The sequence below is a fragment of the Aeromonas sp. R5-4 genome (assembly GCF_040908215.1).
In the GTDB taxonomy this organism is placed as follows: Bacteria; Pseudomonadota; Gammaproteobacteria; order Enterobacterales; family Aeromonadaceae; genus Aeromonas; species Aeromonas veronii.
Map to the genome: position 1 here is coordinate 1 of NZ_JBFODG010000022.1, position 13,875 is coordinate 13,875.

12 protein-coding genes, 1 rRNA gene and 1 riboswitch are annotated in these 13,875 nt (G+C 59.6%); of the genes, 6 read left to right on the top strand and 7 right to left on the bottom strand.

Annotated features, from left to right (window positions below; genetic code table 11):
- Positions 1-137: 137 nt before the first annotated feature.
- The 5 genes from rrf to AB5Y83_RS10515 all read left to right on the top strand — a co-directional run bounded on the left by rrf (position 138) and on the right by AB5Y83_RS10515 (position 5,631).
- Positions 138-252: ribosomal RNA gene (gene rrf, locus AB5Y83_RS10495) — 5S ribosomal RNA — on the top strand.
- A 282-nt stretch (positions 253-534) separates the two neighbouring features.
- Complete coding sequence (locus tag AB5Y83_RS10500; RefSeq protein ID WP_069555892.1) at positions 535-987, top strand: pullulanase; 453 nt, start codon at positions 535-537, stop codon at positions 985-987.
- Positions 988-1,198: 211 nt separating this feature from the next.
- Complete coding sequence (locus AB5Y83_RS10505; protein ID WP_368175130.1) at positions 1,199-3,346, top strand: adenosylcobalamin-dependent ribonucleoside-diphosphate reductase; 2,148 nt, start codon at positions 1,199-1,201, stop codon at positions 3,344-3,346.
- A gap of 10 nt (positions 3,347-3,356) precedes the next feature.
- Entirely contained in the window at positions 3,357-4,040 is a 684-nt protein-coding gene (locus AB5Y83_RS10510; RefSeq protein WP_019446911.1) for an NrdJb, read from the top strand.
- Positions 4,041-4,260: 220 nt separating this feature from the next.
- Positions 4,261-5,631: a PhoH family protein gene (locus AB5Y83_RS10515; RefSeq protein ID WP_005339173.1), complete on the top strand. Its 1,371-nt coding sequence runs from the start codon at positions 4,261-4,263 to the stop codon at positions 5,629-5,631.
- 82 nt (positions 5,632-5,713) lie between these two features.
- Here AB5Y83_RS10515 and thiQ read toward each other — a convergent pair whose 3' ends face one another.
- Genes thiQ through thiB form a run of 3 tightly spaced genes read right to left on the bottom strand, consistent with a single transcriptional unit; the run spans position 5,714 to position 8,992 of the window.
- The gene (thiQ, locus tag AB5Y83_RS10520; RefSeq protein WP_236321135.1) at positions 5,714-6,409 is read right to left on the bottom strand and encodes a thiamine ABC transporter ATP-binding protein; all 696 of its coding nucleotides are present in this window, start codon (positions 6,407-6,409) and stop codon (positions 5,714-5,716) included.
- Positions 6,396-8,015 (bottom strand): thiamine/thiamine pyrophosphate ABC transporter permease, encoded by a 1,620-nt coding sequence (gene thiP, locus AB5Y83_RS10525; protein WP_368175131.1) that lies wholly within the window; start codon positions 8,013-8,015, stop codon positions 6,396-6,398. Before thiP ends, thiQ begins: the two co-directional genes overlap by 14 nt.
- The gene (gene thiB, locus AB5Y83_RS10530) at positions 8,012-8,992 is read right to left on the bottom strand and encodes a thiamine ABC transporter substrate binding subunit (RefSeq protein WP_368175132.1); all 981 of its coding nucleotides are present in this window, start codon (positions 8,990-8,992) and stop codon (positions 8,012-8,014) included. Before thiB ends, thiP begins: the two co-directional genes overlap by 4 nt.
- Positions 8,993-9,052: 60 nt before the next feature.
- Positions 9,053-9,143: riboswitch (TPP riboswitch) on the bottom strand.
- Positions 9,144-9,232: 89 nt separating this feature from the next.
- On the opposite strand from thiB, the gene AB5Y83_RS10535 reads away from it, so the two are divergent.
- Positions 9,233-9,523 carry a PilZ domain-containing protein gene (locus AB5Y83_RS10535; RefSeq protein ID WP_005339160.1) on the top strand — a complete coding sequence of 97 codons (291 nt, stop codon included), beginning with the start codon at positions 9,233-9,235 and terminating at the stop codon, positions 9,521-9,523.
- Between the two features lie 28 nt (positions 9,524-9,551).
- Here AB5Y83_RS10535 and AB5Y83_RS10540 read toward each other — a convergent pair whose 3' ends face one another.
- From AB5Y83_RS10540 to leuB, 4 genes are all read right to left on the bottom strand, one after another.
- On the bottom strand, positions 9,552-10,481 hold the full coding sequence (locus tag AB5Y83_RS10540; protein ID WP_368175200.1) for a transglutaminase domain-containing protein: 930 nt from the start codon (positions 10,479-10,481) through the stop codon (positions 9,552-9,554).
- A gap of 117 nt (positions 10,482-10,598) precedes the next feature.
- Positions 10,599-11,198, bottom strand: a complete 600-nt coding sequence (gene leuD / locus AB5Y83_RS10545) for a 3-isopropylmalate dehydratase small subunit (RefSeq protein WP_368175201.1) — start codon at positions 11,196-11,198, stop codon at positions 10,599-10,601.
- A gap of 12 nt (positions 11,199-11,210) precedes the next feature.
- The gene (gene leuC, locus AB5Y83_RS10550) at positions 11,211-12,608 is read right to left on the bottom strand and encodes a 3-isopropylmalate dehydratase large subunit (RefSeq protein ID WP_368175133.1); all 1,398 of its coding nucleotides are present in this window, start codon (positions 12,606-12,608) and stop codon (positions 11,211-11,213) included.
- Positions 12,609-12,641: 33 nt separating this feature from the next.
- Positions 12,642-13,727 carry a 3-isopropylmalate dehydrogenase gene (leuB, locus tag AB5Y83_RS10555; RefSeq protein ID WP_368175134.1) on the bottom strand — a complete coding sequence of 362 codons (1,086 nt, stop codon included), beginning with the start codon at positions 13,725-13,727 and terminating at the stop codon, positions 12,642-12,644.
- Positions 13,728-13,875: the final 148 nt, after the last annotated feature.

The following is a 13,875-nucleotide window of genomic DNA, read 5'->3' on the forward strand; positions in this document are numbered from 1 at the left end:
TACTAATTACCCGTGAGGCTTAACCATACAACACCCAAGAAGTGTTCTAAGGCTTGTAACAAACCTAAGCGAACTACTAATTCAGTGATAATGACCAAGTCGTTATTCACATCAGCTTTCCAAGATTGAAGAATTTGCCTGGCGGCCATAGCGCCGTGGAACCACCTGATCCCATGCCGAACTCAGAAGTGAAACGCGGTAGCGCCGATGGTAGTGTGGCATTCGCCATGCGAGAGTAGGACACTGCCAGGCACCCAATACAAGAAACCCCGCTCATCGAGCGGGGTTTTTTATTGCCTGCAATTCAGCACGTCGCCGGATTATTAGACTTTCCCCTTCTTGTCATTCATTGATTACCCTTCTAAAGCCCCAAAAGGCCTCTTTTCTGTTCGATATTTCCTCACTAGTTCAATGTGTTGGATATAAAAAGCACAGAATGTGATGCCTCTACCTTTCTTGTGATGCCCGCTCTGGTTTAATTCTTCAGTCCACATGGATGGACCAAGGAATCACAATAATTTAAGGAATAGACCCATGTTCAAAAGAACAGTAACGATGATGCTGGCGGCGGGAACCCTGGTATTAGGCGGTTGCGCATCCAATGGTGGTGCAGAGCAGACAGCGGCAGACAACAGCGACTTCGGTGGCAAGTCCATCTACCTGCGCGGGGAGATGAACGACTGGATGGCGACTGATGAAAGCAAGGTAGTCAAGGTGGCCGACAAGCTCTATATGGCCAAAGGCACCCTCAAGAAAGAGTGGGCTCCCTACAAGTTCAAGTTTGCTGATTCAGGCTGGAGCTGCGGTACCAACTTTGGCTACAAGAGCCCGAGTGATGGTGTTGCCGTGTTGGGTGGTGAGGCGGTGCCGGTCAACCCCTGCTCCAAGTATGAGGACATGAAGTTCTCACCGGATGCTGATGGCGTCTACGAGTTCTATCTGAATATGGCGGGTGAAACACCGACCGTTTACGTCAAGAAGCCCTGATCTATCTCTGAGTGTTAAATCTCTTAGCAAATTAATCAGTTAAGTGCCCTGGCCCAGAAATCTGCTGGCCGGGGCATTTTTTTAGGTTAGAATCGGCGCCCTCATGGCATTAGGTGTACTATATGTTGTGCCATTTATTTTTGGTGGCACCATTGGTTGTGTTTTCTGCTGTTGTCATGATGTTGATGCATTCACATAAGGTTGATTGAAAATGGCTAAATCGAACCCGGTGCTGGAGAGTGAGCTTGGCTCCCGCCTTATCCCCATGCAGGAAACGTCCCTCGAGATTTGGGATAGCAAGTATCGCCTCAAGAGCAAGGATGGTACTCCCATCGACAGCTCTATCGATGAGACTTACCAGCGGGTAGCCCGTGCGTTGGCAGAGCAGGAGCTGGAACCTGAGGTCTGGTATGAGCCGTTCCTGTGGGCGCTGCGCAATGGGGCCATTCCGGCGGGCCGCATCACCTCCAATGCGGGGGCGTTTGAGCACAAGCCTGCCACTTCAACCATCAACTGTACTGTTTCCGGCACCATCGAAGATTCGATGGATGATATCCTTGGCAAGGTGCACGAGGCCGGTCTGACCCTGAAAGCCGGGTGCGGCATCGGATATGACTTCTCGACCCTGCGCCCGCGCGGTGCCTTTGTCTCCGGTGCCGGTGCCTACACTTCCGGCCCGCTCTCCTTTATGGATATCTATGACAAGATGTGTTTCACCGTCTCGTCAGCAGGTGGCCGTCGCGGCGCCCAGATGGGCACCATGGATATCCGCCATCCCGATGTGATCGAGTTTATTCAGGCCAAGCGCGAAGATGGCCGCCTGCGTCAGTTCAACCTCTCTCTGCTCATCACCGAAGATTTCGTCAAGGCGGTGAAAGAGGATGCGCCCTGGTCGCTGATCTTCCCCTACACCGCCAAAGAGGTGGAGCAGGATGGCATTGGGCTGGACGATCCCGCTCAGGTGCTATGGGCCGACTGGCCCAACAAGGAAGGGGTTGTATTCAACGAGTTGGGGCAGGTAGCCTGCAAGGTCTACAAGACCATGCCCGCCCGCAAGCTGTGGAATGTCATCATGACCTCCACCTATGACTATGCAGAGCCCGGCTTCATCCTGATCGACAAGGTCAACCAGATGAACAATAACTGGTTCTGTGAAGAGATCCGCGCGACCAACCCCTGTGGCGAGCAGCCGTTGCCGCCCTACGGTGCCTGTCTGCTGGGCTCGGTCAATCTGACCAAGTTTGTGCGCGACCCTTTTACTGAAAACGCGGCATTCGATTGGCAGGCGTTTCGCAAGGTGGTAGCCATCTTTACCCGCATGCTCGACAACGTGGTGGAGATCAACCAGCTGCCGCTGGCCAAACAGCGCGAGGAGATCACAGCCAAGCGCCGTCACGGCATGGGCTTCCTCGGGCTTGGTTCGACCCTGACTATGCTGCAGATCAAGTACGGTTCTGCCGCGTCCGTCGCCTTTACCGAGCAGGTATCTCAGGAGCTGGCGATGACCGGCTGGCAGGAGTCCCTGCGTCTAGCCAAGGAGAAGGGCCCAGCCCCCATCATGGAGCAGGAGTTTGAAGTGACCGGCAAGATGCTGCGTCTGCGCCCGGAAATGGCGGCTGATGGCATCAAGGTGGGCGACAAGGTGAAGGGCAAGGTGCTGCATGCGCGCTACAGCCGCTACATGCAGCAGGTTGCCGAAGTGGATCCTGCGCTGGTCGCCGAGCTGGCCGAAGTGGGTGGGCGTTTCACCCATCACAGTAGTATCGCGCCGACCGGCACCATCTCGCTGTCTCTGGCCAACAACGCCAGCAACGGCATCGAGCCGAGCTTTGCCCACCACTACAGCCGCAACGTTATCAAGCCGGGCAAGAAGAGCAAGGAGAGCGTCGATGTCTACTCCTTCGAGCTGCTGGCCTACCGCGAGCTGGTGAATCCGGCGGCCATGCCTTACACGGATGATGACGCCAGTCGCCTGCCGGAGTACTTCATCACGGCTGACGACATCAGCCCGGCCCAGCATGTGGACATTCAGGCTGCGGCCCAGCGCTGGATTGACTCCTCCATCTCCAAGACTGCCAACGTGCCGACCGATTTCCCGTTCGAGCAGTTCAAGGACATCTACATGTATGCCTCGGACTCCGGCCTCAAGGGCTGCACCACCTTCCGCTTCAATCCGGAGGCCTTCCAGGGCGTGCTGGTGAAGGAGAAGGATCTGGAGAACACCCTGTACGATTTCACCCTGGAGGATGGCTCCGTCATCTCCGTCAAGGGGAACGAAGAGATCGAATACGATGGCGAGCTGCATACGGCCGCCAACCTCTACGATGCCTTGAAAGAAGGCTATTACGGTAAATTCTGAGAACGACATTATGGTCAAGAAGATCGACAAGAAAATCGTCGCCTACAAGGTGCGTACCAAGGATGAGCCGCAAGAAGATCTCTCTGCGCAGGATGACGTGGTGCACATGCACGAAACCGTGCTGCGCCCGGAGCGGCTGATGGGTACCACCTACAAGCTGAAGACGCCGGAGCATGTCTCCGAGCACTCGCTGTTTATCACCATCAACGACATCATTCTCAACGAGGGCACGGTGCACGAAACCCGCCGTCCGTTCGAGATCTTCATCAACTCCAAGAGTCTGGAGCACTACCAGTGGATCGTGGCGCTGACCCGCATCATCTCGGCGGTATTCCGCAAGGGTGGGGATGTCACCTTCCTGGTGGAGGAGCTGCGTTCCGTATTCGATCCCAAGGGCGGCTACTGGAACAAGGGCAAGTATGTGCCGTCGCTGATCGCCGAAATTGGCAACGTGATCGAGAGCCATCTCACCGAGATCGGCATGCTCAAGGCGCCGGGACTGGATGAGCATCAGCAGGCGTTTCTGGCCGAGAAACAGGCCGAGTTGAAAGCCGCTCAGGAGGCCGAAGAGCAGCAGGCTGGCAGTGGTTTCCCGGCCAATGCCGCGCTCTGCTACAAGTGCCACACCAAGGCGCTGGTGCTGAAGGATGGCTGCATGACCTGCCTCAACTGTGGCGACTCCAAGTGCGGCTGACAGACAGGCCCAAGTAGTTGAATGATAGAAAAAAGACCGGCCACAGTGCCGGTCTTTTTATTGCTGTTTTTATGCTCAATCAAATCAGACGGCCCAGTGATTTGTTGCGCGATAGTAAAATCGGGCGTAGCGTTGAGGGTAATAAAACTGTCACGGCCGTGTGGTTTCAATGACATCTGAGATTCACACACGTGGCCCTTCAGTGCCAAGGAGGATGCTTATGGACAATACGGACCGAAAGCTGTTTATCCTGGATACCAACGTTCTGCTTCACGAACCCCTCGCTATCTACTCCTTCAAAGAGCACGACGTGCTCATCCCCATGACGGTGCTGGAAGAGCTCGATAACATCAAGGATCGCAACAAGGATGTCAGCCGCGACGCGCGGGTTGCCATTCGTGCGCTGGAAGATGTGTTCCGCGATGCAACCCCGGATCAGATCACCCAGGGCGTTCCGCTGGCTGGCGAAGCGAGCGGCAATATCTGCATCTTCAGCGATCACCATCTGCCGCAGGATGCCGAGGTCTTTACCGACAAGGAGGCCGACAACCGCATCATCAACGCGGCCCTCTATCTGCAAAAGCACGAGTTGAAGCGTCAGGTGGTGCTGGTCACCAAAGACATCAACATGCGCCTCAAAGCTAAAGGGGCTGGGCTTGCTCACGTTGAAGATTACCGCAGCGACCAGCTGATCGACGATATCCGCCTGCTGGCCAAGGGCTTTCAGGTGGTGCCCGGCAGCTTCTGGGAGCGGGTTGGCGAGTGCGAGAGCGAGACCCACGGCCGCGACACCATCCATGTGATTGATGCCAACCTGCTGGAGGGAGTTCACGTAAACCAGTATCTGGTGGATGAGGAGAATTTCTTCGCAGCCCGGGTGCTCAGCCACGATGGCAGCAAGATCCGCATCAAGGATCTGGGCCGCGAGCGACTGATGTCCCGCAAGGCGTGGGGTGTACATCCCAAGAATGTCTATCAGGGGATGGCGCTGGATGCACTGCTCGATCCGCACATCGATCTGGTGATCCTGACCGGCCCGGCCGGTTGCGGTAAAACCTTGCTGGCAATGGCGGCGGCCTTGGAGCTGGTGATTGAGAAGGGCATTTACGAGAAGGTGATCGTCACCCGGAATACCCCGGAAATTGCCGAAAGCATCGGCTTCCTGCCCGGCACCGAGGAGGAGAAGATGATGCCCTGGCTGGCGGCGGTGACTGACACCCTGGAGGTGCTGCACAAGCAGGACGAGAACATGAGCGGCTCGCTCAGCTACATCATGGAGAAGGCCAACATCCAGTTCAAATCGGTCAACTTTATGCGCGGGCGCAGCATCCAGAACACCTTCGTGCTGCTGGATGAGTGCCAGAACCTGACCGCATCCCAGATCAAGACCATCATCACCCGCTGCGGCGAGGGCACCAAGATCGTCTGCTCCGGTAACCTGGCCCAGATCGACTCCAACTACCTGAGCCCGGTGACCTCGGGGCTCACCTACATCGTCGAGCGTTTCAAGGATTTTGACGGCAGTGCCAACATTTTCCTCAATGGAGTGGTGCGCAGCCGACTGGCTTCGTTCGCCGAGGAAAATCTCTGATTTAGCTGACTATCTTCATATGAAAAAGGGAAGCCACTTGGCTTCCCTTTTTTGAGCCCGTCACCAGTTCAGTGTCCTTGGGTCACTGTCCAAGGTAGCGCAGCAGTCCCGGGTGGTCGCTGTTTTGCAGAATATCCGGCTTGCCTTGCAGGGCGATGCGTCCCTCGTCGACAAACAGCACCTGATCGGCGATGAGCTGGGCATCCTCCGGATTGTGGGAGACCATCAGTACGGTAATGCCCTGCTCGCAGGCTAGCCTCGCCACTTCCGCCAGCATCTCTCGGCGCAGGGCGGGATCGAGGGCCGAGAAGGGTTCATCCAGCAGCAGCAGCGGTTTGCCGCGCACCAGCGCACGGGCCAGCCCGACCCGCTGCTGCTGGCCGCCGGAGAGCTGTTCAGGCTGGCGGTCTAACATCTCACCAAGGCCAACCCGCCCGGCTGCATCGATCACCTGTGCACGCTGGGCTGCACTCAGGCGCAGGCCCGGGTGCAAGCCGATGGCGATATTGTCGAACACCGACAGGTGGAGGAACAGGTTGTGATCCTGAAACAGGGTGGTGACCGGTCGCTCGGCGGGGCCCAGTGGCAGCAGGTCTTCACCATCGAAACTGAGGCGGCCTGATTCCACCGGCACGAAGCCGGCGATCATCCCGAGCAGGGTCGACTTGCCAGCACCGCTCGGGCCTATCAGCGCGGTGATCTCCCCCTTGGGCAGGGTCGCGCTGAAGCTGACTCGCCAGTCGGGGTAGCTGGTCACCAGCGTATCAATGTTCAGCATGTTTTCCTCCAAGCCCCCGTTCCACCAGCCAGAACAGGGAGAAACAGAGCGTAAGCAGCAGCAGAGCGGTGGCGGCCGCCTCGGTCAGGCGGTAGCTGCCGAGCTGTTGGTAGAGCAGCCAGGGCAGGGTGGTGAGCTCCTGACTGCCAAACATGGCGATGGCGCCGAGATCCCCCAGCGAGAGGATCATCGACAGTGCCATCGCTAGTGCCAGCGGACGGCGCAGCAGTGGCCACTCCACCAGTCGCAGGCGATGCAGGCCACGTACCCCCAGGCTATCCGCCAGCCGATCGTATTGGCGTACCACCAACTGCATGGGGGCTGAGAGGGTGCGCAGCACATAGGGCAGCGCCATCAGGGCGTTGACCAGCACCACCAGCCAGGGGCCGAGGGCGAACACATCGGCGAACGGCATAAACAGGATGAAGAGACCGGTGGAGAGCACCACTGCCGGGATCATCAGGATCACCGAGCCGCTGGCCTCCCACAGGGCGGCAGCCCGCCGCTGGCGGGTGCGCACCTTGAGGTGACGGCTGGTGAGCAGCAGGCCGCTGCCGAGCAGGGTCGCCAGGGTGCCTGCCGCCAGCGCAATCAGCAGCGACTGGCCGCTCGCCTGCCACAGCTTGCTTGAGGTGAGCGCTGTCAGCAGGCCGGGGTGGAGGCCTGCCACCACGATGGCCAGCAGCGGTGGCAGAAAGATGGCGAGCCCGATGCTGAGCGAGAGCAGATCCACCACAGCCGTGCCCGGCTGATGGCGATCCGGTCGCAGGCAGGGGCGACGGGGTGTCACCCTGCTGGCCGGGGTACTCTGCAGCTTGTGCTGCAGGGCGAGCAGGGCGGCGGTCAGGATGAGCTGCATCAGCGCCAATCCGCCCGCGGTGGCGAGATCGAAGTCAAAGCGCAGCGCCTGATAGACGGCCACCTCCAGCGTGGTGGATTTCGGCCCGCCTCCCAGCGCCAGCACTGTGGTGAAGCTGGTGAAGCAGAGCATAAAGATGAGACTAGCCAGCCCCGGCAATATGCCGCGAATAAGCGGCCACTCCAGCAGCCGAAAGATGTGGGATGAGCGCATGCCGAGCTGGCTGGCGAGGCGCCAGCTCGATTCGGGGATGCTCTCTATGCTCTGCAGCATCAGGCGGGCCGCCAGCGGCATGTTGAAGAAGACGTGGGCCAGCAGGATACCGAACAGGCCGTAGAGATAATTGCCGGGATCCAGCCCCAATGAGCGCAACAGTTGCGGCAGCCACCCCTGTTTGCCGTGTACCGCTACTATGCCGAAGATGGCGATGATGACCGGCAGCACCAGCGAGAGACCGAACATCTTGATCAGCAGGGTTCGGCCAATGAAACGGCGCCGCGCCAGCGCGCGGGCCACCGGAATGGCCAGCCCGAGACTGAGCAGGGTGGAGAGCAACGCCTGTCCCAGACTGAAGCCCAGCACATGGCGTAGATAAGGATCTGCGATCAGGGTGCGGGGTGCTAGCGAACCGGCCTGCCACAGCAGGGCCGCGAGCGGCCCGAGGGATAACAGCAGGATCAACAGGGTGGCTGCACTGCCCGGCAACCACCAGAGGGGACGAGCCTGTAGTTTCAGATAACTGCTCACTGGGTGACGGCTTGCAGCCACTCGCGGATCCACCCTTTGCGATTGGCGGCCACCTCATCGCTGCTGAAGGCCAGCGGTTTGGCTACGGTGATCATCTGCTCGAAGCCCTTGGGCAGCGGCGTGTCGATAACCGGATACATCCAGTTGCCGGTCGGGATTTCCTGCTGGAAGGCGGGGCTCACCATAAATTGCAGGAACTGGTCAGCCAGCTTCTCCTGTTTGGCGCTCTTCAGCTTGGCGGCCACTTCTACCTGACGGTAGTGACCCTCTTCGAAGGCGGCAGCCTGATACTGGGGCTTGTTCTCGGCAATCAGGTGATAGGCCGGAGAGGTGGTGTAGGAGAGCACCATGTCCGCTTCGCCATCGAGGAACATGCCATAGGCCTCTGACCACCCCTTGGTGACGGTGACCGTCTTTTTGGCAAGCTCGGCCCAGGCGGCAGGCGCCTTGTCGCCATAAACAGACTTCATCCACAGCATCAGCCCCTGCCCAGGGGTGGAGGTGCGGGGATCCTGATAGATCACTTTGAGGTCGGGGCGCTCCACCAGCTCTTTCAGGCTTTTGGGTGGCTGCTTGAGTTTGTCCTTGTCATAGACAAAGGCGAAGTAGCCGTAGTCGTAGGGGACGAAGGTGTCATCCTGCCAGCCTCCCGGCACCTTGATGCCATCCAGCTTGGCAGGATGGGGGGCGAACAGACCGCTCTGCTTGGCTTCGCTGATGAGGGCATCGTCGAGCCCCAGCACCAGATCGGCCTTGCTGTGGCTGCCCTCCAGCCGCAGCCGGTTGAGGATGGCGACCCCATCTTCGAGGGGAACCAGATTGAGGGTGCAGTCGCACGCTTTCTCGAAGGCCTGTTTGATCTTGGGACCGGGTCCCCAGTCGGCAGTGAAGGAGCTGTAGGTGTAGACGGTGAGGGTGTCGGCGGCGAACACATTGGCCGACAGCAGGCCGGTGGTGACCAGCAGCAGGGTCTTCATGGGTGGCACTCCCAATTACTTGTTAATAACGAGGTGCCAGCGGGTGAGGGCGCAAAAAATGAGCGCCATGCCTCAAATTCCTCCGCCAGCATTATCTGGATCAGGTTCACGGGTATAATCTCAGCGGTAAACCGCACCCCGTTTGAGAAACGAACCGCATTGTATTAACGTTCTTTTGGGTAGACCAGCACAATTGTGCAATACCCATGAGATGACGCCCACCCAACAGAGGATGTTCGCGTGCTTACCAATACCAAGGAAAGGCGTGCCTTTGCGCGCATGGTCATCAATGCTCCGGTCACCGTCTATCAGCAGCAGCTGGTGCTGGAGGGGATCTGCCGGGATCTCAGTGCCAACGGCATGGGGATTGCGGTCTCTGAACACCAGCTTGACATCAATCAGCCCATCCGGATCAGTCTTGCCACCAACAACAACTTGTTGCCTCCCTTTGAAGCCCATGCCCGTATTATCCGGGTGCTGGAGGAGGAGAGCGGGTTGCTGCTGGCGGTGGAGTTTTTGCCTCAGGGTTAATCCTTGTTCTCCCTATCGGCAGAGGGAGTTAGCCTTTCTCCTGAACCGGCTGCACACTCAACTGCTTGCTATCGACCAGCGTTTTGCTGGTCGATGCTATTTGGCCCGCAGGCAAGGTGGCGGGACCGGTAGGTTCGAGCAGCAGGTAGCTCTGCCCCTGCCAGTTGAGGGTCACATCCCCCGGCTTGGCGGGCAGGTCAACGGCCAGCAGGGCATGGCCGGGGACGAACACCATGGCCTGTTTCAGCTCGGGAAAGAGCTGGGCCAGCATGGCGGCCATCAGGGTTACCTTGCTGTCGCAGTCCCCCCGGTTCTGCTCCAGCACCTGATGGGGCGGGAGAAAGCCCTTGCCCTGTCTTCCATTCAGGCTATCGAGCTGCTGATAGGGGATGCTCTGGATAAAGGTGAGCATATGGGCCACGGTCTTCTGGCGAGCTTCCGTTTCGGTACTGCCCTGCTGCTTGAGTTGATCCGCCAGTGGAGCCAGCCCGCTGCGACTCTCCAGCGCGATGCGCACATGGTCCTGCTTCACCGCCAGCTGCCCGTCCGGGGTGTTGAAGTACTGGAAGTAGTGTTTGGTCAGCCACGCCTGCTCCTCTTTGCTCCGCTTGGACTGCAGAAAGGCCATCGCCTCGCGCGCCTTGTCCTGATTGCGGCTTTTCAGATGCAGCTCCAGCGAGGGACGGGCGAGGGTGAACTGCACCTCGGGGTAGTTCTGGCGCACCTCCCGCAGCAACACCTGCAACACCTCCTCCTGCATTCTCGCCGGGCGATAGGCGATAAGGGGCGGCAACTTGCCCTGTTCGAGCCGGTAGGTGAGCTGTTGGGGTTTACCTTCGCTATCCTGCCAGCCGACGCTGATCTGGCCGAGGCTGTTGTTGAAGCTGGTTTGATTGGCCCCCGCAGGCAGGGCAAGCAGCAGGGCACAGAGCAGAGGAATTGCCGTCGGTCTCTTCATCATCCTTTCCTGTGGCACGGGCCAGTTCCGGTGGCCCAAAGTGGGAAGCGTAGCGGACAGTAAAACAGGGAGCCGAAGCTCCCTGTTGATTCTACTCGTTTTTCTGCAACTGGCGCGTTAAATCCAGCTGGGCTGCTTCGCCTCAAAAGCGCTGATGGCGGCCTCGTGCTGCAGGGTCAGACCGATGGCATCCAGCCCGTTGAGCAGGCAGTAACGGCGGAATTCATCGATCTCGAAACCGAAGCAGAGGCTACCTGCACGTACCTGATTGGCCTCCAGATCCACCTCGATCTCGATGCCCGGCTGGGCGGCCACCAGCTGGAACAGGGCATCGACCTCCTCCTCCTTCAGGCGCACCGGCACCATGCCATTGTTGATGGCGTTGCCGTAGAAGATGTCGGCAAAGCTCGGGGCTATGATGGTCTTGAAGCCGTAGTCGGCCATCGCCCAGGGGGCGTGCTCGCGGCTCGACCCGCAGCCGAAGTTCTCGCGGGCCAACAGGATGCTGGCACCGGCGAATTGTGGTTGGTTCAGTACAAACTCGGGGTTTGGCTGCTGGCCGGCATCGTCAAGGAAGCGCCAGTCGTGGAACAGGTGCTTGCCAAAACCGATGCGGTTTACTTTTTGCAAAAACTGCTTGGGAATGATGGCGTCGGTGTCGACGTTGGCGCTGTCGAGGGGGACGACGATCCCTTTATGCTGTTTGAATCCTGTCATCATTGGTTCCTCTTACAGTGCGCGAATGTCGGCAAAGCGGCCGGTGACGGCGGCAGCGGCTGCCATGGCCGGGCTCACCAGATGGGTGCGGCCGGCGCGGCCCTGACGCCCTTCGAAGTTGCGGTTGCTGGTGGAGGCGCAGCGCTCTCCCGGTTGCAGCCGGTCGTTGTTCATCGCCAGACACATGGAGCACCCCGGCAGGCGCCACTCAAAACCGGCCTCGATGAAGATCTTGTCCAGACCCTCGGCTTCGGCCTGCGCCTTCACCTGCTCGGAACCCGGCACCACCAGCGCCTGCACGCCAGCGGCAACCTTGCGACCGCGAGCGATGGCGGCGGCGGCGCGCAGATCCTCGATGCGGCTGTTGGTGCACGACCCGATAAATACTTTGTCGATGGCAACGTCGGAGAGCTTCTGGCCCGGTTGCAAGTCCATGTAGGCGAGAGCCTTGCGGGCGGACTGCTGCTCCATCAGATCGCTGAAGGATTCCGGCGCCGGAATCGGTTCATTGACGGCAATCACCTGACCCGGATTGGTCCCCCAGGTGACCTGCGGGGCGATATCGGCGGCGTCCAGCACCACTTCGGCATCGAAACGGGCACCTTCATCGCTCTTGAGGCTCAGCCAGTAGGCGATGGCCTGCTCAAGCGCCTCACCCTTGGGGGCGAACTCCTTGCCGCGAATGTAGTTGATGGTGGTCTGGTCGGGGGCGATCATGCCAGCCTTGGCGCCGAGCTCGATGGCCATGTTGCACACCGTCATCCGCCCTTCCATGGTGAGCCCTTCGATGGCTTCGCCAGCGAACTCCACCACGTAGCCAGTACCACCGGCGTGGCCGACCTTGCCGATAATGGCCAGCACCACATCCTTGGCACTGATGCCCTCGGCCAGTTTGCCGTTGACCGAAATGCGCATGGTCCTGGCGCGGCCCTGTTTCAGGGTCTGGGTCGCCATCACATGTTCCACTTCGGAAGTGCCGATGCCGAACGCCAGCGAGCCGAAGGCGCCATGGGTGGCGGTGTGGGAGTCGCCGCAGACAATAGTGGTGCCGGGTAGGGTTATGCCGAGCTCGGGGCCCATCACATGGACGATCCCCTGATATTTGTGGTTGAGATCGTAGAGGCGAACCCCGAACTCTTTACAGTTGTCCACCAGCGTCTCCATCTGGATGCGGGCCATCTCGCCGGAGGCGGCGATGTCCTTGGTGGTGGTGGAGACGTTGTGATCCATGGTGGCCCAGGTCAGGTCCGGGCGGCGCAGCTGGCGATTCATGGCGCGCAGGCCATCGAATGCCTGCGGGCTGGTCACTTCATGCACCAGATGGCGGTCGATGTAGATGAGGGGGGTCTCCCCCTCCACTTCCCGTACCACGTGGGCGTCGAATACTTTCTGATAGAGGGTCTTGGCCATTGCTTCTCTCTTCCTTGTTCTCTGTTATGTGGCTCAGATCTGGGCGGCGATCTGGCTACCCATCTCGGACGTGCTCTGCACCGGATGGCGGGCGCTGGCCTGATGCAGGTCGGCGGTGAAGTAACCCTCGGCCAGGGTCTGGGCCACGGCCTGCTCAATGGCCTGGGCGGCAGCCTCCTGACCTAGGCTGTAACGCAGCATCAGGGCGGCGGAGAGGATCTGGGCGATGGGGTTGGCAATCCCTTTGCCGGCGATATCGGGGGCCGAACCACCGGCCGGTTCGAACAGGCCGAAACCCGATTCGTTGAGGCTGGCGGAGGGGAGCAGCCCCATGGAACCGGTGATCATGGCGCACTCGTCGGAGAGGATGTCACCGAACAGGTTGGAGCAGAGCAGCACGTCGAACTGGGACGGATCCTTGATGAGCTGCATGGTGGCGTTATCGATGTACATATGGTTGAGGGTTACGTCCGGATAGGACTTGGCGACCTGCGTCACCACCTCGCGCCACAGGATGGAGGAGGCGAGTACGTTGGCCTTGTCGATGGAGGTGACCTTGCCACGGCGCACGCGAGCCGACTCAAAGGCAATCTTGGCGATGCGCTCAATCTCGAAGCGATGGTACACCTCGGTGTCGAATGCCTTCTCGTTCACCCCCTCTCCCTCACGCCCCTTGGGCTGGCCGAAGTAGATGCCGCCGGTCAGCTCGCGCACGCAGGCGATGTCGAAGCCGCGATCGGAGATGTCGGCACGCAGCGGGGAGAACTGTTCCAGACCGGTGTAGATGCGGGCCGGGCGCAGGTTGCAGAACAGTTTGAAGTGAGCGCGCAGGGGCAGCAGGGCACCACGCTCCGGCTGATCGTTGGGGGGCAGATGTTCCCATTTCGGGCCGCCTACCGAGCCAAACAGCACGGCATCGGCCGCTTCACAACCCGCGATGGTGCTTTGCGGCAGCGGGGTACCGTGGTTATCGATGGCGATACCGCCCACGTCATGGCGATCATACTCGAAGGCGAGGCCGAACCTGGCCTGCACCTTCTCCAGCACCTTGATGGCCTCGGCCATCACTTCAGGGCCAATGCCGTCACCCGGCAATACTGCGATCCGATAACTGCTCATACACTCTCCATCCTGATATTGTCTTTGAGATCCCTCTGTCCGGTTTCTCCGACGCTGCGCGCGGTTGCCGGTTCAGACGTTCCCCGTCCTGATGTTGTCATTCCATGCCGTCTGTGTGGCTGTGAGTCCTGCTCAGACGGTTTCCGAT

Coding starts and splice junctions, on each gene's coding strand:
- AB5Y83_RS10500 (WP_069555892.1), top strand. CDS start 535: ATGTTCAAAAGAACAGTAACGATGATGCTGGCGGCGGGAACCCTGGTA.
- AB5Y83_RS10505 (WP_368175130.1), top strand. CDS start 1,199: ATGGCTAAATCGAACCCGGTGCTGGAGAGTGAGCTTGGCTCCCGCCTT.
- AB5Y83_RS10510 (WP_019446911.1), top strand. CDS start 3,357: ATGGTCAAGAAGATCGACAAGAAAATCGTCGCCTACAAGGTGCGTACC.
- AB5Y83_RS10515 (WP_005339173.1), top strand. CDS start 4,261: ATGGACAATACGGACCGAAAGCTGTTTATCCTGGATACCAACGTTCTG.
- thiQ (WP_236321135.1), bottom strand. CDS start 6,409: ATGCTGAACATTGATACGCTGGTGACCAGCTACCCCGACTGGCGAGTC.
- thiB (WP_368175132.1), bottom strand. CDS start 8,992: ATGAAGACCCTGCTGCTGGTCACCACCGGCCTGCTGTCGGCCAATGTG.
- AB5Y83_RS10540 (WP_368175200.1), bottom strand. CDS start 10,481: ATGAAGAGACCGACGGCAATTCCTCTGCTCTGTGCCCTGCTGCTTGCC.
- leuD (WP_368175201.1), bottom strand. CDS start 11,198: ATGACAGGATTCAAACAGCATAAAGGGATCGTCGTCCCCCTCGACAGC.
- leuC (WP_368175133.1), bottom strand. CDS start 12,608: ATGGCCAAGACCCTCTATCAGAAAGTATTCGACGCCCACGTGGTACGG.
- leuB (WP_368175134.1), bottom strand. CDS start 13,727: ATGAGCAGTTATCGGATCGCAGTATTGCCGGGTGACGGCATTGGCCCT.